The following is an 18,723-nucleotide window of genomic DNA, read 5'->3' as shown; positions in this document are numbered from 1 at the left end:
ATAGAGGCGACGAACGAAAACTATATGGAGCAGAAAGGGGTAATTTTAATGAAGCTAACTAACTACATTGATGGCATGTGGCAAGAGGAAGCCGCTAGTTATACTGCCGTACTCAATCCAGCGAACGGGGAAGAACTGGCGCAAGTACCTTTGTCAACGGATGAAGAGGTTCGGCAAGCGGTTGCCGCGGCGAAAATGGCGCAGAAGAAATGGGCTTTGGTGCCAGCACCAAAACGTGCAGATTATCTCTATGAAATTGGCCGTATTATGAAAGACAAAAAGGAACATCTAGCGCAAGTATTGACGAAGGAAATGGGGAAAGTCATAGAAGAGGCACGCGGTGAAGTGCAAGAGGGAATCGACATGGCGTTCTACATGGCTGGAGAAGGTCGACGGTTGTTCGGTGAAACGGTTCCATCTGAGTTGCAGGATAAATTTGCGATGAGTGTTCGAGCGCCGATTGGCGTTGTCGGTCTGATCACACCGTGGAATTTCCCGATTGCCATTGCTACGTGGAAGTCGTTTCCGGCAATTGTGGCGGGCAATACATTTATTTGGAAACCGGCAACAGAAACACCGTTGATGGCGTATGAAATGGCATGGATTTTTGAACAAGCCGGCTTGCCGCATGGTGTGGCGAATATCGTCTTCGGTTCAGGTGCAGATGTTGGTACTGCGCTGATTGAACATCCCGATGTACGTGTTATTTCATTTACCGGCTCGACGGAAACAGGGCGCCACGTTGCGGAATTAGGTGGTCGTCATTTGAAGAAAGTATCTTTAGAAATGGGCGGCAAAAATGCGGTCATTGTGCTAGAAGATGCAGATATTGAACTAGCGGTAGAAGGTATTTTGTGGAGCGCATTTGGAACGGCAGGACAGCGCTGTACAGCTTGTAGCCGAGTCATCGTTCATCAAGACGTGAAAGAAGAGTTGCAGAAACGTCTGATCGCAAGCATGAAAGACCTAACGATGGGTGACGGTCTGGATGAATCGGTGAAAGTCGGCCCTGTGATCAATGAAAAGGCACTGGAGAAAATCCAAAGCTATATCGAGATCGGCAAAAGTGAAAGCGCAAACCTGGTGGCGGGTGGAAATGTGTTGAATGAAGGCAAATTCGCAAATGGACATTATGTTGAGCCGACATTGTTTGCGGATGTCGCATGGGATAGCCGACTCGCGCAAGAAGAAATTTTCGGCCCGGTCGTTTCATTGATTACGGTCAGCAGTCTTGAAGAAGCGATTGAAGTAAATAACAGTGTCGCGTATGGCTTGTCCAGTTCGATTTTCTCGCAAGACGTCAATAAAGTATTCCGCGCGCAACGCGACCTAGATACAGGTATCGTCTATATTAACGCAGGCACAACAGGGGCGGAAATTCATTTGCCATTTGGTGGAACGAAAGGGACGGGGAATGGCCATCGTGACTCCGGTGTCGCCGCACTGGATGTCTTTACGGAATGGAAGAGCATTTACATCGATTACAGCGGCAAGTTGCAACGCGCACAAATCGATACGGAATGAACTTACGGGAAGAAGGGATGAGCAGATGAAAGTAGTAGTATTAGGTGCAGGCTTAATGGGAAAAGAAGTCGTTCGTGATTTAGTGAAGCAGGACGAAGTGAAGAGAGTGTATCTCGCTGACCGTGCGATTCGGCAAGCAGAAGATTTTGCCGAAGAACTAATGAATGAAAAACTCGATATTTTATTGCTCGATGCTACGAATGAAGAGCAACTTAGCGATGTCATTGGATTGGGTGATATTGTCGTCAACGCATTGTTTTATACATTCAATGAAGCCGTCGCTCGCTGTGCAGTAGAACGGGGCGTACACGTTGTGGATCTAGGCGGACATATCGGTGGCGCGACGGAAAAAGTGCTCGCGCTGAATGAACAAGCTATTGCAAAAGGCGTAACGCTGATTCCGGACCTCGGGGTGGCACCGGGCATGATTAATATTCTGGCTGGTTACGGTGCTTCGTTGTTAGACGAAACCCAGTCGATCAAACTTTACGTAGGTGGAGTTCCGGTCAAACCCGAGCCACCACTGAATTATCATGTCGTCTTTTCATTGGAAGGGTTATTCGATCATTACACCGATACATCACGCGTTAGGCGAAATGGCGAAGTGAAGGAATTGCCTTCATTATCGGAAATTGAAACATTGGAATTTGATGGCTACGGCGAAATGGAAGCCTTCCATACATCAGGCGGTACGTCGACGCTGCTTGAGTCATTCCCCGCTATCGAGACGCTAGAGTACAAGACGATCCGTTATCCGGGTCATGCTGAAAAGGTTCAAGTATTAGTGGATCTCGGTTTACTATCTAGGGAATCCATGATTCGAGTAGACGGTAGACCGTTACGTGTACGCGACGTTATGCTCGCTCATTTGACGCCGCAACTACGCCTAGGGGATAAATCGGATGCCGTCTTGCTTCGCGTTATAGTGAGCGGTACGAAAGACGGACAGCCGCATAAGATTTTGTGTAATATGATTACCGAAAAAGATCAGAACACCAACGAAACGGCTATGGCACTTGCGACGGCCAACACCATTTCAGTTGTAGCACAAATGATTGGCAATGGCGTCATTACGAAAAGAGGCGCGTACCCACCGGAAAAGATCGTGCCTGGTGAATTGTATATCGAAGAAATGAAGAAGCGCGGAGTTGTTATTGACGTACAACAGGACTGATACAGTATATACTGGTAGGAAAGCGTGGATTTAGATCTCAATAGACCATCTCCTCGTATTTCTAAGGAGTGAAGTGGAATGCAACAACAAACTTTGAATTCATCACAGATGGGATTACAGCATCTCGCAACCAATCGACGGACAGTAAATAGGTTATTCAAATTCATGTCAGTAGACTTCGGATTTCTCGACCATATTCCTTTTCCGATTATGCGCAAAGCACTAAAGAAAAACATCTTGCGTGCAGTCTACTTGACGGATGGTATCAATGTTTACGGCTATGCCATCTATCAAGAAATCCCGAAATATGGAGGAATTCACGTACTCTATTTGGCAATAGCGCCGGAATTCCGTTCGTATGGATTAGGCAGCGTGCTGCTTCGCCGTCTGGATGCTTTATCGCCATCGGGAATACTACTCGAAGTAGAAGATCCAGACTTTTCCCGAAATGAAGAAGAATTATCAATCCGAACACGACGTATTGCATTTTACGAACGGAATGGACTGACACTTGATAAAACGTTGAAGCTGACGAATTTCAAGCACCCGTTATTACTGATGACGACTTCGCAACTGCCCGCGTTGAATGAACGTCAGTTTAGGAAGTTTTATCGACAGTTGTATAACCGCGTATACCGTATACCAGTCGGGCAGATTGCGGTGAACGCACGTATCGAAAAAGCCTAGTTTCATTGTAAAGGAGGACACGAAGATGGACTTTACATTTACAGATGAACAGAACATGTTGCGACAGACAGCCAGACAGTTTGTAGATGCCGAAATCATGCCGCATATTGCGAAATGGGATGCCCAAGGAAGTTTTGACGAGGGAATTTGGAAACGGCTCGCGGATCTAGGATTCATGGGAGTTTGTGTACCGGAAAAATACGGTGGCAGCGGTATGGATTATAATGCTTTAGCGATTCTATGCGAGGAACTCGAACGTGGAGACACGGCATTTCGTACTGCAGTTTCGGTACACATCGGTTTAAATTGCATGACACTGATGCAGTGGGGAACGAATGACCAGAAACAACGGTACTTGGTGCCACAAGCCAAAGGTGAGAAAATCGGTGCGTTCGGATTGACGGAACCTGGCGCTGGCTCGGATGTTTCTGCCATTCAAACAACAGCGGTTCGTGACGGAAATGACTATGTATTGAACGGTCAGAAAACTTGGATTTCACTTTGTGATGCGGCAGACAATTTTCTCGTTTTCGCCTACACGGATAAATCGAAGAAACATCACGGCATCAGTGCATTCATTGTGGAGCGTACAATGCCTGGATTTTCATCGAAGGCAATAAAAGGGAAGTACGGTATTCGTGCAGGTAACACGGGCGAGCTATTTTTTGAAGACGTTCGCGTACCCGCTACCAATCTACTGGGCGAAGAAGGCGAAGGGTTTAAAATTGCGATGGCGGCGCTGGATAATGGACGTTTCACGGTGGCGGCAGGTGCAGTGGGCTTATTGTACGCTTGTCTCGAATCGAGCGTAGAGTACGCAACAACGCGTGAAACGTTTGGAAAGAAGATAGGAGAACACCAGCTTGTGCAACAGATGCTTGCGAGGATGGAAGCGGGTTATCAGATGAGCCGTCTTCTTGTGTATCGTGCGGGTGAATTGAAAAATAGCGGTGTTCGAAACACGCGTGAAACGTCACTCGCGAAGTGGCAAGCTTGTGATTTTGCCAACCAAGCAGCAGATGACGCAGTGCAGATCCATGGAGCGTACGGCTATTCGGATGAGTATCCGGTTGCGCGGTATTTACGTAACTCGAAAGCGCCCGTCATTTACGAGGGCACGCGAGAAATCCATACGATCATGCAGGCGGAGTATGTGCTTGGAGAGCGTAGTGATAAGAAGTTGAATCGTATGTTGCCTAAGTGGCCGTTTGAGGAATAACAGCGATGCGGTAAGCCAACAGGTGTGGCTTACCGCATTGTTTTTTTGTGTGGAATTTCTAGTTGTATGGCAATAGCGCGGTTACATTTCAACCGCCATTTATTCCAAATTAAGAACCAACAAAATCTCCACCATCCACGTGTATCGTCTGTCCTGTCATATAGCTCGAGTCCGTAGAAGCTAAGAAAACATAAGCGGGTGCGTTCTCAGCAGGCTGTCCGCGGCGCTTCATCGGTGTATCGGCTCCGTGTTCAGCCACAGTTTTCGCGTCGAACGTAGCAGGGATCAATGGTGTCCAGATCGGTCCTGGTGCTACTGCATTCACACGAATCCCTTTGTCCGATACATTTAAGGCTAATGAACGTGTAAAGCTAGTGATGGCTCCTTTTGTCGCGGAGTAATCAAGTAATCCAGGCGATCCGTTATAGGCGGTAATCGAAGAAGTGTTGATTATGCAGTCGCCTTTCTTCATATGTGTAATGGCTGCTTTTGACATAAAGAACAAGCCAAAGAAGTTCGTTTCAAACGTTTCTTTCAACTGCTCTTCAGTAATGTCTTCGATGGACTGCTGGGGAAATTGTTTTCCGGCATTGTTGACCAGTATATTTATCTCACCAAAATCTTTAATAACTTGTCCAATTAGCTGTTTACAGTTTTTGTCGCTACTAATATCCGTTTGATATTTCTTCGCTTTGCCGCCATATTTCTCGATTAATTCAATCGTTTTATCCGCATCTTCATCTTCCTGATCAGCCAAATAGGCGATGGCTACGTTCGCTCCTTCTTTCGCATAGGCAACCGCGACGGCACGACCAATTCCGCTATCGCCGCCTGTGATCAGTGCGGTTTTGCCTTTAAGTTTATCTGCACCCTTAAACGTTGGGTCATCATAAATTGGGGCGGGATGCATCTCTGCCTCGACACCGGGCTGTGTAGATTGTGTCTGTCCCGTAATATTCTCGTCGATTTTTTCGTATGAATCTTGACTCATGTGACATCCTCCTCAGCATGTAGTTATGAAAAGTATTCCCTGATTGCCGGAGAACAAACATCCAGATGTTCGATAGAAAATTAATCCAAGTGGCCTTTTCGCGTGTTATAATGAAGTCATTACGTACTATATAACAGCTAAGGAGCGTGTCTTCATGAACTTTCAACCTTCCAAAAAAATGTCCATCTTCTCACCAGCGATCTTTGGTGACTTAAAAGCAGCTGCTGAGTTAAAAAAAGCAACAGGTGCGCAAGTCGTCGATTTAAGCCTCGGCAGCCCGGATCTTCCGCCTGACGAGCGTGTACGCCAAGCGTTGTCTGAGCAAAGTGCATTAGCATCTTCTTACGGTTACACACTCGGAGGGACGAAACGATTCCATGAAGCCGTCGCGGATTACTACAAGCGGCGGACAGGTGTCATCATCGATCCCCAGACAGAAATCTTGCAGACGATGGGTTCGCAGGAAGGCCTCGTTCATTTACCCTTCGCGTTTTGTGACGAAGGGGATTACGTTTTGACAACGAATCCTGCTTACGTCGCCTATGATGCAGGAATTAAACTAGCGGGCGCTGTGCCTTATTACATGCCATTGCTTGCGGAGAACGACTTCTTGCCTAATCTAAACGAAGTCCCTGAAGATGTGTTGAAAAAAACAAAACTACTTATCCTGAACTTGCCAGGAAATCCAGTACCCGCAATGCCGAATGAAGCCTTCTTCAAAGAAGTCGTAGCGTTTGCGAAGAAATACGAAATTATCGTACTACATGACGCAGCCTACTCGGAATACTATTTCTCAGGCGACCGTCCGGCAAGTTTCCTAACGACACCGGGTGCAATGGAAGTTGGTATGGAAATCAACTCACTGTCGAAAAGCTTTAGCTTGGCAGGTGCACGAATCGCTTACTTTGTTGGGAATGCAGAAATGATTAAAGTGCTACGCGAGCTGAAATCCAATCTCGACTATGGAACATTCGGACCGATCCAAGAAGCTGCTATTGTGGCGCTTGATAATGGAGAAGAGATCACAGATCGCCTACGCGCAGAGTTCTCCAAACGCCATCACGCGTTAATGGATGGACTCGCATCACTAGGCTGGGAAACAAAGCCATCTGAAGGCGGTATGTTCGTTTGGGCAAAATATCCGTACGACCTGGACGACATAGAATTCGTCTTCGAAGTGATCAAACAAGCGGGTGTCGTCATGGTACCCGGCAGCATCTTCGGCACCGCAGGGAAAGGGTACGTCCGCCTTGCACTCGTGCAAAAAGTGGAATTGATCGAACAAGCGATTGAACAACTTAAAGAATTATCGATTGTGAGCGTGTAAATAACAGCGAGGAAGAGAGATTTTCTGCTCTTCCTTTTTTAAATGAAAGAAATGGGTCGAATTTAATTCGATATTAGATGCCTACTGCATACAGTAAACTATTACTGTACACTATCCATAGAAATGAAATATAGAGAGGAGGGATACGATGGACGAACAAGAAAAAGACCAGGGCCGCAAGAAGGAAATCGGGATTCAACCCCGTAGAAAAAAGCAAAGCCTGGTGATCTGGGGTGTTGTCGCAACAGCCACCGTGATGTTTCTGCTACTCGTGCTACCGTTATTACAAAAGTCGAACACTGAAACTGAAAAGGTTGTGCCAGCTGTAGGTCTTTACGAAGATCTAGAAAATGTACAGCTTAAAGTGTTACAAGAAAAAGCGTTGGAAGATGGAAAAATTGAATACCTAATTGAGATAAATAATGACACCAATAGAGTCATTCATCAGCCGACATTAACCTTCAGCTTCGAGGTGAAACTGGAGAAAGGTTGGACAGAGAACCCCTTTAAGTACTCGACTGATCTTGGATTGAAAATCGAACCGGGACAAAAAATGAAAGTACCGCTACCGGTTGATATCAGTCTACTCAACAAGGAGAAGATCGATACCAATCATATCATGCTTGAACTCAAGGGATACCTGGACGAACTGGAGCTTGAAAATCTATTTCATATGGGACAATCGATCAGTAACATAGAAGGCGATGGAAAATGGAAAAAGCTGTGACCAAGCTAAAATCACTCTATAAAAAGAGCGTTTTTAGCTTTTTTTAATAGGATGTAACGAAACCAAGAGTTTGCAGTCTACTCTTATACATACTACACAAGAGGAGATGAACACGATGAATACAGGAAGATGGCTCATTGTATGGGGGATAGCTGGGACGATTGGAATCGTTGTACTGATTAGTTTCCTATTCTGGCCGAAAGTTGGTATCACATCCACGAAGTCCGTGCTCGCGGGTCAGTCGCTGAATGTCTACTTTACGGATCCGGTTAAGGAAAACTTGGATGCTTCGAAGTTCCATGTTAGGAAAGGTAATAAGAAAACACCTGCCAAGCTTTCGTACGGAAATAAAAACACGTCATTGCAAGTAGGTGGGCTACAGCCAGGGGACTATACATTGCATATCCCATCTAAAAGTTTTGGAATGTGGAGACGTGCTGAAGACCAAGTTCTTTCATTTACCGTCATCGAATCTGTCCAGCCCGTCACTTCCATGAAGGAAATAGAGAACTTTTTTGAGCGGGTGGAACCTCAGGGGCGTAGTGAAATCATGGAAGAGTCTTCTTCGGAAGATAAAGCTTCTACTAGTGGCGGCGCTGATCATTCACAGACCAATCAGCAAGTAGCGGGAGTAGATGAAGCAGATACTGTCAAAACGGATGGTGATTTCCTCTATGATGTCCTAAATGGCGAAGGTCTTATGATCACGGATATCCGTAATTCAAACGGGATGGTCCGTGCCAGCAAGGTAGCCTTTTCGGATGAGTTTTATGCAAACCAATTGTATATAGATCAAGATAAAGTCGTATTAATTGGTGGCCGAAATCTAGACGCGCCGACATCCAATATGGATTCGAAAATGACGGGAGACCGCATGATGCCGACACAACAAATGTCCGTTATTCGTGTGTATGACGTCACAGACCGTACGAATCCGAAACTTATTCGTGAAACGGGTGCAGAAGGATACGTCATCGGAACACGTAAAATCGGCCAATTCGTTTACATGATCACGAATAATCAGCCATTCCTTTGGTATGATCATCCGACTCTGGTAGAAGATCAGCTAATACCAAAAGTTTATGATTCCGCGGCAGATCAAAAGGTGCAGCCGTTAGCACTCGATAAAATCTCGATTTTGCCAGGCGCCATGGAACCTTCCTACTCGGTCATTACGACACTCGATATCGAGTCGGGAGAAGAGGGAGGAGTGAATACGAAAGCTTATCTGGGCAGTGGTGAACAGCTCTATATGTCTCCAAATCATCTGTATCTGACGTCCACAAACTACCAAAACAATCAGCAAAGCACCAGCGAAGTATTCAAATTCAGCCTGGACAAAACACAAGTGCATTTTCTACAAACAGCTCAATTGAAAGGAACTATATTAAACCAGTTTTCGATGGATGAGCACAATGGCTACTTCCGTACGGTCACAACAGAAGGGAATCTTTGGGATGAACGTAATAAAGCGAAGAACCATTTATTCATTCTCGATGAAAATATGAAACAAGTCGGTTCAGTCGAGAATCTGGCGATCAATGAACGCATTTATTCGGCACGCTTCATGGGGGATACAGCGTATATGGTAACGTTCCGCGAAACGGACCCTCTATTCGTCATGGACGTTGCCGACCCGAATCACCCGAAAGTGCTTGGCGAACTGAAGATTCCTGGCTTTAGCAACTACTTGCATCCGCTTGACGAAGGCCATTTGATCGGCTTCGGTTATGAAACAATTGCAAAGAAAAATCCGCAAGGCGGCGCACCTATTATTCAAACAGGCGGCATGAAAATTTCAGTGTTCGACGTAACCGATTTTGCCAATCCAAAAGAAACCGCTTCTGAAGTGATTGGCGGGCAAGGCACCTATTCCTCTGTCCAGCATGATCATCACGCCTTGTTCATCCATCCAACACGCCACTTATTCGGCTTTCCAATTTCGGTGTATGAGCAATCCAAGCGTGAAAATATCCTAGATCTTCAAAGCTCTGGAGCAATGATTTACGAAATCACAGCGGAACGCGGCATCGTCCAAACAGCCGATTTGACCAAACGCATGACGCATGAATACATGGACTGGGAAAAAGAAATCCAACGGCTGTTGTATAGCGGCAATGCCCTCTACACGATGTCCATAAATGAAGTAAATAGCTACACATTAGACCACTTCACGCCTCTGGATACGTTGGAAAGAGCTGGCCATACAACGAATAGTGTGCAACCTCTAGAATCGATAGGAAACTAAGGCTTGAGCGCCCACTACAACTACGTGGGCGCTTTATGTTTTCAAGTTCCGCTCAATGAACCCGTTCAAGTGCTCTATCACGTTCGAATCCCGCTCAATCAGCCCAGCCTATCGCTCAATCACGCCCGTGCAATCCAGCCATACACCCCCACCACCCAATCAAAAAAGGTTGTCTTTTCAACTCCCGTACAGTAAGCTGTAATCAAACGCACTGAGACGTACCACAACTGAATGATATAGAAAAAATGGAGCCCTTTCTTTATGAAAGGAGCTCCATCTAATTTGATTGCGATAATTTATTTGATCTCGATTTGCTCAGCGGGCGTCGGCATTCCGATGAAATGACCTTGCATTGCATCAATACCCATTTCTTTCAGCAACTCAAATTGCTGTTCATTGCTGACGCCTTCTGCGATTGTATACAAGTTTAGTTTTTTTGAAAGTTGGATCAATCCTTCGATCAATTTCTGTGTCTTCGGATTGCTCAACAATGTTTCGGTAAAGACGCGGTCAATTTTGACGCTGGTGATTGGCAAATGCTGCAAGTATCGCAACGATGCATATCCGGAACCGAAATCATCGAGAGTGAACTGCAAACCAAGGTTTTGCAGTTCGGACATTTGCGTCAGTACGGATTGTTCTTCCTCCGCTTTGAGCGCGAATTTTTCCGTGAACTCGAGATGAACCTTATTTGCGGGGCAACCTGTTTCATTTAAGATGGAGATCAATCGGTCTTTCCATTGTGGGTTCAAAGATTCACGAATGGAAGAGTTGATGGAAATCCTCATATCATTACCTGCCCGATGCCATTTCGTTACGAACGTCATTGCTTCTTCTGCGACGTATGCACCGATTTCTTCAATCAAACCGTTTTCTTCTGCAATCGGAATCAATTCGTCAGGACTGATGACACCCAGATCTTCATCTTCCCAACGAACGAGCGCTTCGTAGCAAGTAATTTTCTCGCTCGCCACATCAAATTGCGGCAGATAGGCTACATGCAATGAATTGCGATCCAGTGCCGTTAGCATCTTGCGGTCAATTTCCAAACGGCGGTTTAGAATTTTATGAGACTGAGCAGATAATGAAGCAATCCGTCCGCCACCTTGACTAACGACATCGGCTGCCGCAGTCATCGCGACTTTGTATAGTTGTGTGTATGTTTGTTGATCCTCAGGGAAACGTACAATCCCGCCACTAATCGAAAGTGTTTGCGCATTGTGGCTGAGGTAGATCGGCTGTTGTTTTAAGAATTCATAGAAACCTTGAATATACCAATCACCGAAAGCTGTCAGCACGACGAAGCTATTCGTATCGATACGCGCAATGGGACTATCCTGGAAGTAGCGCTTTAATCGGTTGGTGAATTCTTGAATCAGCTGCGTCTCAGATTCTTGAGATTGCAGCTCTTTCATAGTGTAGTAATGATCGATCGTCAAATAAACGAATGAAAAATGCGTGGCTTTTGCGATAGATTCATTCACTACTTGTTCTAGCTTGTGACGACTCATCAGTCCGGTTTCTACATCAATGAATGCAATTTCTCCTAAGCGTTCCTGCAAGCGAATGTCTTCCGTAATATCAAGTTCTAAAAAGAACACAGACTGTAGTTCTCCGGCGTTGGATAGGGTAGGTACGGCAAGTGTATTCACAAAGAACGGTTCACCTATGCGGGTCATTTTTTCTATTTTACCCGCCCATGTTTTCCCGGACAGCAAACAATCCCAAATGGAGTTCGCTATTTCCTGACTGTGGGGTTGATCCGAAAACATTTGCCAAAACGATTTACCTAAGATGCGTTTCGGGGTCCAACCACTAACCGTTAGGTAATTTTGATTGGCATAGGTGATTAGACCTTCGCCATCAGTATGTGTCACTAATTGGTATTTATTTAGACTATCGACCAATGCTTGGTGTTCGCTAATCTCTGGTAACGGAATTGCATGCATAGGGGTACTCCTTTCCAATTCTACTATATGACTATTATAAATGAAGTTTCAGTGTTGTCTACATCTGACATGTGAATTTTATACTATATAAGTAAAAAAACAACAATCTAGACAGGGGTGATGGATCATGTTGCGATTAAAAGGAATTGTGATGATCATTGTAGGTTCCATGTTATGGGGCGCTACTGGACCTATGATGGAGTGGATTTTGGACTATAGTGAGATGTCGGTTTCTATGATGTTAATCCTACGTTTGACCATTGCGGGTGCCGTAGTACTAGCGTTATTAAAAGCAAAAGGCATACAAATTGGCCGTCCTATGAGACAGAAGTTGTGGTTGCGTAAAATGGTGATGTTTGGCATTATCGGAATGCTTGGGGTCCAGTTCGGATTCGTCCAAACCATTGCATATAGTGACGCAGTAGTTGCGACATTATTTCAGTTCGTTGCGCCGGTCTATATTATCATTCTACTATCCATCCTACAGAAGTCCTTTCCGCCAGGTAGTCAAGTAGTCGGTATGGTCGTGGCGTTATTCGGCTTGTTCTTGCTTTTGACCAATGGTTCATTCTCAAGTATTTCATTAGATACGACCGCGATTGTGTGGGGAGTAATTGTGGGATTTGCCTTTACTTTTTACACATTATATCCCGTAGTTCTTATGGCGGAGTGGGGTGTGTTACTTGTTGTCGGCTGGGGAATGTTCATTGGCGGCATTACTTTATTCATCCTTAACTTGCCGATGTTCTTCATGAACCTTGGGGTTTTGTTCGACGGTCCGTCAATGGGCATGTTGTTACTTGTCATCATAATGGGAACACTGGCATTCATCATGTTTTTGCAAAGCATGACATATATTTCACCCGTTGAAACGAGCGTCCTTTCCAGTTTCGAACCGCTCACCGCGATGATGATCTCTGTGTTTTGGCTCGGTCAGTCGATGGGGGTGTGGCAACTAAGTGGTGCGGCCATCATGCTTGCGGGAGTTATCTGGTTATCGATCGGGGGGAATCGCAAGGAGAAAAACGCTCCGTTCCCAGAGTCCATTCAAGAGTACGATCATAGCGAAGTATAGCTTTTCGCCTGTACACGCCATATTCCTATATGACATAATGAAGGCAAAGACGGCACGTAAAGGGTGAATTAGATGAAGACGATTTTCCGCTATGCATTACCTTATAAGTGGCCAATGCTTATCGCCATTTTCCTCATGTTACTTGAACTATCAGTCGAATTAATCCAGCCATTGCTGATCGGTAGAATTATAGATGAAGGAATTATGAAAGAGGATTTGAACACGGTTTTGATCTGGGGGAGTGTCATGATGGGACTAGCCTTCGTGGCGCTCTTTTCGGGTGTCGTCAATTCCTATTTCGCTGCACATGCTGCACAAAGTTTTGGCTATGATCTTAGGCAAGCATTATTTCAGCGTGTCCAAACGTTTTCACTTGCAGCATTTTTGCGCTTTCCGACGTCGAGTCTCATTACACGTTTGACAAGTGACGTGACACTCGTCCAAAACGCTCTTTTCATGGGACTACGAATAATGGCACGTGCGCCATTGATGGTGATCGGCAGTCTGATCATGGCATTCGTCGTCAGTCCGAAGCTTGCAGTATTTTTATTAATCGGTGCGCCGTTCTTGGCGGTATTCCTCGTGGTCATGGCGCGCAAAGGAGTCCGTTTATTTGGATTAGTCCAGCGCCGTTTAGACGGTGTCAATCATCTCGTACAAGAAAACTTGCAAGCGGTTCGTCTCATTAAAGCCTATTTACGAGGTGTTTTTGAAACGAACCGTTTTTCCAAAGCGGCAAGTGCACTAAAAAAAGATAGTGTACATGCGATGCGCTTAATGGAATTAATTTTGCCAGTGTTATTGTTTTTAATGAACGTCAGCTTCATGGCGGTACTTTGGTTCGGTGCAGATGAAGTCCGCAATTCAGATATGCCTGTCGGGGATATCGTGGCGATCGTCAACTACACGATGCGCATGACAAGTGCCTTCTCAATGTTTTCTTTTTTAATTGTCATCTTCTCTCGCGCAAAAGCGTCTTCCGATCGAATGGAAGAACTACTAGTTGCGGATGCTGATATCGAAAAGCTAGAGATAGGTGACAATCGCCACCAAGGAGCAGTTTCTGTTCGTTTTGAACACGTTTCTTTTCGTTATCCAGGAACGACTGAAGACGTACTCAAAGATGTATCGTTTGAAGTTGCGGCGGGTGAAAAACTCGTCGTCATGGGCGCTACCGGTTCCGGTAAATCCACCATGCTGCAACTACTCCCACGCATGTTCACCGCGACGGAAGGTACGGTGTGGATCGATGGCAAAAATATAACAGACTGGCCACTCGATACGTTACGGACCATGATCGGTTATGTGCCGCAACACTCGATGCTCTTTACAGGTTCGATCATTGATAATCTGTCATGGGGTAAACCAAATGCTACTGCCGATGAAATGGAAGAGGCCGCTAAAAAGGCACAAATTCATTCGTCTATTATGAATTTTTCGGATGGTTATGAAACACGAGTGGGGCAGCGCGGTGTGAATTTATCTGGTGGTCAGAAACAGCGCTTGTCGATTGCGCGCGCATTGATTCGTAAACCATCCTTACTGATTTTGGATGATAGCACCAGTGCGCTCGACGTTCAAACGGAGTCGTCATTATGGGACGCATTGCGGGAAGAAGATACGACGATGCTGATCATCACGCAAAAAATTCAAACTGCTCAAATTGCCGATGCAATTTTATTATTATCAGAAGGCAAGATCGTAGGCTATGGTACACATGAAGAGCTACTTCAAACGTCTAGTTTCTATCGAGAAATTGCGGAATCGCAACAGAGTGGGGGAGTGGCATGATGCGAAAACCATTTGGCTATGAACCTATTATCCAGAAAGCAGATTTATCAAAAGTACAACGTAAAAAAGTTCAGAAAGCGGGTAACTGGAAGTCCGTGCTCGCACGTATTTGGCGCTTAGTGGATCAGCAACGAGGGTTACTGATTACCGTGTTGGCACTTGTTTTAATCAGTTCAGCCTTAGCGCTAATCGGTCCCTTAATGATTGGAAACATTATTGACCACTTCATCATTCCGAAAAAAGTGGATGGGCTCAGTATGCAGATTGGTTTTTTACTGCTCGTGTATGCGGGCTTCTCATTGTCTACGTATTTCCAAAACTACTGGATGGTCGGAATCGCGCAACAGACAGTCTATCGTGTGCGCACGCAATTATTCGGCCATCTACAGAAGCTGCCCATCCGTTTCTTCGATAAACGCCAGCACGGCGAATTAATGAGCCGCGTGACGAATGATATCGAGAATGTCAGCCAGACGTTGAATTCCTCATTGATCCAAGTGTTTTCAAGCGTGCTGACACTTATCGGTACGGTATCCATCATGCTGTATCTCAGTCCGTTATTGACGTTGCTGACGATGATCATCGTTCCTTTAATGTTCATTGCGATGCGCTGGATCACTCGGCGTACGGGTATTTTATTTAAAGAACAACAACGTGCAATCGGTGAATTAAACGGCATGATTGAAGAAACGATTTCAGGTCAACGAGTCGTCAAAGCATTCTCGCAAGAACAGAATGTCATGGGAGAGTTCGCACAAAAAAGCGAACGTCTACGTACAACAGGTTTCTGGGCGCAGACGTATTCAGGTTTCATTCCAAAAGTGATGAACACGCTGAATAATCTGTCGTTTGCGATTGTTGCAGGGGTAGGCGGACTGCTGGCGGTGACAGGGTATGGTAGCGTAACGGTTGGAACCATTGTCATCTTCAGTGAGTACGCACGGCAATTTACGCGTCCTCTAAATGACTTGGCTAATCAATTTAACACTGTACTCTCCGCCATCGCGGGTGCAGAGCGAGTGTTTGCCATTATGGACGAGCCTGTTGAAAAAGACGAAGCAACGGCGCATGTCGAAACATTACATGGCGATGTCGAGTTTCGCAATGTAACATTTGGTTATGAAGAAGAAGCGATTATCAAGAACCTTAGTTTCCGTGTTCAATCAGGCGAAACAGCGGCCTTCGTTGGAGCAACAGGAGCAGGGAAGACGACGATCATGCAATTGCTGTCACGTTTTTACGAAGTAGACAGCGGCCAAATTCTGCTCGACGGTATCCCAATCGATGAACTGCCGCGCCAAACTGTGCGCAGCCAAATGGCTTTCGTCTTACAAGATCCGCTCCTGTTCGAAGCGACCGTGCGCGAAAACATTCGCTACGGACGACTTGACGCAACGGACGGGGAAGTCGAAGAAGCCGCTAAAAAAGCCAACGCCCACAGCTTCATCAACAAGTTATCGATGGGCTATGATACGGTGCTGACAGCGGGCGGCGAAGAGATTTCACAAGGACAAAAACAACTGCTATCCATCGCCCGTGCGCTAGTGGCCGATCCGACGTTACTGTTGCTTGACGAGGCGACGAGTAGTATTGACACTGTGACAGAGCTTGCGATTCAAGAAGCGCTAGAGCGCCTGATGGAAGGACGGACTAGCTTCGTCATCGCGCATCGTCTGAACACGATCAAGCAAGCGGACAAAATCTTCGTACTGGCAGACGGCGAGCTACTCGAATCGGGCAGTCACGAAGAACTGCTGGAACGTAAAGGCGTGTTTCATGGAATGTTGAATCATGATGCGTAAGTGAAGGGATCCGGAACGCGTCCGGCAGCAGCGCGGTTCGTATAAATCATCCATTAATTTGGTTAGTATAACTTACCTAAATAGTGTAAAACAGTAATAAAAAAGCACGTAAAAGGCCGCTAATTCATAAACGAATTAGCGGCCTTTTACGTGCTTCATTTTGCACCGATGAACAGAATGGATGACATAATCGGATAATTAGCCTGTTCCGCGTTATTACTTTTTCTCATCAATATGAAGAGACTTATTATCTGCAAACTGTACATCCAACTCGAACTCGTCATACGTATCGAGTCCATACCACTGTAAAATGCGATCGATTGCTTCCTCTTTAGTAGTCTCGCTATCAATCAAAATTTCCATAAACATTTTATGCATATCGTCAATCGCTTCATTGCCTTCCAGATTCACGTCCTGGAATTCATTGACATACTCTGCATCGTCAGGCTTTACATCTTCATAATCCGTTTCGATTTTCTTATTGTCTTTCTTGATTGTTAAATCGAAATCCGTGAAACCATAACCATCACCCGTGTTAATGGTACTGCCGTTACTCTCGTCTTCAATGCTGACTGCATCGTCATTGTTTGGTGCCTCGTCTTTTGACGCGCAACCTCCGAGAAGTAGAATAGATGAAACTCCTGCAATAGATAACATTCGCATGAACGACATAAGCGCCACCCTTTCTAAAGTGTATACTACTTGTATTATCACCTTAAAACGACTACCTTAAACAAATAAATGTTCTATTTGTCGACAGGAGAATGGGAAGATGCCCAATTAATGATACTTTCGCTCCATGATTGAACCGAGCATTTGTCGGATCGGTAAAACTTGTCCGCTTGGTAATCGAACCTTTCCATGATAATAGCCGACATATTGATTAATCGACATCTTCCGTACAATATAGTCATCAAGCGTTGGGCATTGGAAAAATGGTTTAAACGTCAACTGGATATCATTCGAAAACTTTGTGTGAATTTTCCATGCGCTTTTCGGGTCTTCTTTATCACTTTCGAATACTACATCTTCATGATATTTATGCATCGTACCTTCTACGAAGACGGCATTTTCCGTCAACCCCGTACCATCCGTCCAACTACCGCCGAAATTCAAGCCAATCCGTTTACCGCTTGTCCGCTGGGAAGCCATCGCCCAGTCCCAATTCGTTCTGGCATTCCATATGCCGCGCCCATAATCGCAAATGGCAAAACTGTAATAGGGATTGAAATCAAAACGTCGATCACCAAAACGTACATATCCGCCGGTCGGCATAATCGAATGTTTGGAAGTGAAATGGAATGAGTCTCGACTTTTCGGAATGACTACATTTAATGATTCATCTTTCTCGGGATGAATAATATGTAAATCTGCATGCAATACTTCATTGTCAAAATTAGGAATGAGAATGGACAAATGCGTTTCGCCTTGCATATGAACGAATTGAACCGTCATATCGTCATGTACGAACTTGATACTATCGAGTGCCTCTTCAGGCATTTTAATACGTCTTCCAAAAGGAAGGGTTACATGTTTTTCGTAGAATCGCTGTGTTTCATAGTTAAGTATGTAAATTAGACAAGTCACTTTATGATCCAGGTGTACGATCGAGGCGGTTAATAAAATATCCTCCCCATAGATGCACCAATTGTTCCAGCGCTTCTTCTTCATGAACTGTCCTCTTAAATTGCTCCTCACTAAAGGGCTGCGTGCGTATCCTATTGATGCAGGATTCAGAAGCCCCTTGGAGTCACACAGAGAAACAATTTCAGACAACTCTCTTTCTTCATGCTGCATACCATTAACCACCTTTCTTGCCTATTGTCTTTTAAACGAACAATTGATATACTCTATATTGTATCAGATATGAGGGGCATTAGCTCAGCTGGGAGAGCGTTGCGCTGGCAGTGCAAAGGTCAGGGGTTCGAGCCCCCTATGCTCCATTAAAATAATGACGGCAGTTCATTAGAGAAATCTCTAACGGACTGTCGTTTTTTTATTCAAGACAGTACTAGTATTACTATCTTCTCTATCGCCATGCGTAATGAAACTATTTACTATTGTATAATTATTCGTTGTAATGTATATTGAATACTATAGAAAGTAATCGTTATAAGATCTTGTCCAATATATGGAGTATACAAGCAAACGTATACATATACTTGTAGACAGTTGGTAAGCCGTATCTTATAATTGTATTAATTTAGAA

The 18,723-nt window shown here is 45.1% G+C and carries 14 protein-coding genes and 1 tRNA gene; 11 read left to right on the top strand and 4 right to left on the bottom strand.

Annotated features, from left to right (window positions below; genetic code table 11):
- Nucleotides 1-48 precede the first annotated feature (48 nt).
- The 4 genes from CSV75_RS09290 (at nucleotide 49) to CSV75_RS09275 (ending at nucleotide 4,604) form a co-directional block, all read left to right on the top strand.
- Nucleotides 49-1,524, top strand: a complete 1,476-nt coding sequence (locus tag CSV75_RS09290) for an aldehyde dehydrogenase family protein (protein WP_099675615.1) — start codon at nucleotides 49-51, stop codon at nucleotides 1,522-1,524.
- Between the two features lie 25 nt (nucleotides 1,525-1,549).
- Nucleotides 1,550-2,698, top strand: a complete 1,149-nt coding sequence (locus tag CSV75_RS09285; protein ID WP_099675614.1) for a saccharopine dehydrogenase family protein — start codon at nucleotides 1,550-1,552, stop codon at nucleotides 2,696-2,698.
- Nucleotides 2,699-2,776: 78 nt separating this feature from the next.
- On the top strand, nucleotides 2,777-3,385 hold the full coding sequence (locus CSV75_RS09280; protein ID WP_099675613.1) for a GNAT family N-acetyltransferase: 609 nt from the start codon (nucleotides 2,777-2,779) through the stop codon (nucleotides 3,383-3,385).
- Between the two features lie 25 nt (nucleotides 3,386-3,410).
- Nucleotides 3,411-4,604 carry an acyl-CoA dehydrogenase family protein gene (locus tag CSV75_RS09275; RefSeq protein WP_099675612.1) on the top strand — a complete coding sequence of 398 codons (1,194 nt, stop codon included), beginning with the start codon at nucleotides 3,411-3,413 and terminating at the stop codon, nucleotides 4,602-4,604.
- Nucleotides 4,605-4,713: 109 nt separating this feature from the next.
- Here the strand turns inward: CSV75_RS09275 and CSV75_RS09270 are convergent, their stop codons facing one another.
- Complete coding sequence (locus CSV75_RS09270) at nucleotides 4,714-5,595, bottom strand: SDR family oxidoreductase (RefSeq protein WP_099675611.1); 882 nt, start codon at nucleotides 5,593-5,595, stop codon at nucleotides 4,714-4,716.
- 154 nt (nucleotides 5,596-5,749) lie between these two features.
- On the opposite strand from CSV75_RS09270, the gene CSV75_RS09265 reads away from it, so the two are divergent.
- The 3 genes from CSV75_RS09265 (at nucleotide 5,750) to CSV75_RS09255 (ending at nucleotide 9,897) form a co-directional block, all read left to right on the top strand.
- On the top strand, nucleotides 5,750-6,922 hold the full coding sequence (locus tag CSV75_RS09265; RefSeq protein ID WP_099675610.1) for an aminotransferase class I/II-fold pyridoxal phosphate-dependent enzyme: 1,173 nt from the start codon (nucleotides 5,750-5,752) through the stop codon (nucleotides 6,920-6,922).
- 148 nt (nucleotides 6,923-7,070) lie between these two features.
- Nucleotides 7,071-7,649 carry a hypothetical protein gene (locus CSV75_RS09260; RefSeq protein ID WP_099675609.1) on the top strand — a complete coding sequence of 193 codons (579 nt, stop codon included), beginning with the start codon at nucleotides 7,071-7,073 and terminating at the stop codon, nucleotides 7,647-7,649.
- A 115-nt stretch (nucleotides 7,650-7,764) separates the two neighbouring features.
- Entirely contained in the window at nucleotides 7,765-9,897 is a 2,133-nt protein-coding gene (locus CSV75_RS09255) for a beta-propeller domain-containing protein (protein ID WP_158231641.1), read from the top strand.
- A gap of 296 nt (nucleotides 9,898-10,193) precedes the next feature.
- On the opposite strand, the gene CSV75_RS09250 is transcribed toward CSV75_RS09255, so the two are convergent.
- Nucleotides 10,194-11,846, bottom strand: a complete 1,653-nt coding sequence (locus CSV75_RS09250; protein WP_099675607.1) for a sensor domain-containing protein — start codon at nucleotides 11,844-11,846, stop codon at nucleotides 10,194-10,196.
- A 127-nt stretch (nucleotides 11,847-11,973) separates the two neighbouring features.
- Between CSV75_RS09250 and CSV75_RS09245 the strand changes: the two genes are divergently transcribed.
- From CSV75_RS09245 to CSV75_RS09235, 3 genes are all read left to right on the top strand, one after another.
- Nucleotides 11,974-12,921: a DMT family transporter gene (locus CSV75_RS09245; RefSeq protein WP_099675606.1), complete on the top strand. Its 948-nt coding sequence runs from the start codon at nucleotides 11,974-11,976 to the stop codon at nucleotides 12,919-12,921.
- Between the two features lie 72 nt (nucleotides 12,922-12,993).
- A complete protein-coding gene (locus tag CSV75_RS09240) occupies nucleotides 12,994-14,712 on the top strand; it encodes an ABC transporter ATP-binding protein (protein WP_099675605.1) in 1,719 nt (572 codons plus the stop codon).
- Complete coding sequence (locus CSV75_RS09235; RefSeq protein ID WP_369825361.1) at nucleotides 14,709-16,514, top strand: ABC transporter ATP-binding protein; 1,806 nt, start codon at nucleotides 14,709-14,711, stop codon at nucleotides 16,512-16,514. The genes CSV75_RS09240 and CSV75_RS09235 overlap by 4 nt, the downstream gene beginning before the upstream one ends.
- 216 nt (nucleotides 16,515-16,730) lie before the next feature.
- On the opposite strand, the gene CSV75_RS09230 is transcribed toward CSV75_RS09235, so the two are convergent.
- Nucleotides 16,731-17,177, bottom strand: coding sequence for a YusW family protein (locus CSV75_RS09230; RefSeq protein WP_158231640.1), 447 nt, complete (start codon nucleotides 17,175-17,177; stop codon nucleotides 16,731-16,733).
- Between the two features lie 117 nt (nucleotides 17,178-17,294).
- Nucleotides 17,295-18,311 carry a DUF2804 domain-containing protein gene (locus tag CSV75_RS09225; protein ID WP_099675603.1) on the bottom strand — a complete coding sequence of 339 codons (1,017 nt, stop codon included), beginning with the start codon at nucleotides 18,309-18,311 and terminating at the stop codon, nucleotides 17,295-17,297.
- 73 nt (nucleotides 18,312-18,384) lie between these two features.
- Between CSV75_RS09225 and CSV75_RS09220 the strand changes: the two genes are divergently transcribed.
- Nucleotides 18,385-18,457, top strand: a tRNA-Ala gene (locus tag CSV75_RS09220).
- Nucleotides 18,458-18,723 lie beyond the last annotated feature (266 nt).

It is taken from the genome of Sporosarcina sp. P18a, assembly GCF_002743135.1.
Taxonomy (GTDB): domain Bacteria; phylum Bacillota; class Bacilli; order Bacillales_A; family Planococcaceae; genus Sporosarcina.
The sequence above is the reverse complement of the archived record's forward strand: the minus strand, read 5'-3'. Positions and strand labels throughout refer to the sequence as shown.

Excerpts from the sequence above, each read along its gene's own strand:
- CSV75_RS09280 (WP_099675613.1), top strand. The coding sequence starts at position 2,777 with ATGCAACAACAAACTTTGAATTCATCACAGATGGGATTACAGCATCTC.
- CSV75_RS09275 (WP_099675612.1), top strand. The coding sequence starts at position 3,411 with ATGGACTTTACATTTACAGATGAACAGAACATGTTGCGACAGACAGCC.
- CSV75_RS09260 (WP_099675609.1), top strand. The coding sequence starts at position 7,071 with ATGGACGAACAAGAAAAAGACCAGGGCCGCAAGAAGGAAATCGGGATT.
- CSV75_RS09225 (WP_099675603.1), bottom strand. The coding sequence starts at position 18,311 with ATGCAGCATGAAGAAAGAGAGTTGTCTGAAATTGTTTCTCTGTGTGAC.
- CSV75_RS09235 (WP_369825361.1), top strand. The coding sequence starts at position 14,709 with ATGATGCGAAAACCATTTGGCTATGAACCTATTATCCAGAAAGCAGAT.
- CSV75_RS09265 (WP_099675610.1), top strand. The coding sequence starts at position 5,750 with ATGAACTTTCAACCTTCCAAAAAAATGTCCATCTTCTCACCAGCGATC.
- CSV75_RS09270 (WP_099675611.1), bottom strand. The coding sequence starts at position 5,595 with ATGAGTCAAGATTCATACGAAAAAATCGACGAGAATATTACGGGACAG.
- CSV75_RS09285 (WP_099675614.1), top strand. The coding sequence starts at position 1,550 with ATGAAAGTAGTAGTATTAGGTGCAGGCTTAATGGGAAAAGAAGTCGTT.
- CSV75_RS09245 (WP_099675606.1), top strand. The coding sequence starts at position 11,974 with ATGTTGCGATTAAAAGGAATTGTGATGATCATTGTAGGTTCCATGTTA.
- CSV75_RS09230 (WP_158231640.1), bottom strand. The coding sequence starts at position 17,177 with ATGCGAATGTTATCTATTGCAGGAGTTTCATCTATTCTACTTCTCGGA.
- CSV75_RS09290 (WP_099675615.1), top strand. The coding sequence starts at position 49 with ATGAAGCTAACTAACTACATTGATGGCATGTGGCAAGAGGAAGCCGCT.
- CSV75_RS09240 (WP_099675605.1), top strand. The coding sequence starts at position 12,994 with ATGAAGACGATTTTCCGCTATGCATTACCTTATAAGTGGCCAATGCTT.
- CSV75_RS09250 (WP_099675607.1), bottom strand. The coding sequence starts at position 11,846 with ATGCATGCAATTCCGTTACCAGAGATTAGCGAACACCAAGCATTGGTC.
- CSV75_RS09255 (WP_158231641.1), top strand. The coding sequence starts at position 7,765 with ATGAATACAGGAAGATGGCTCATTGTATGGGGGATAGCTGGGACGATT.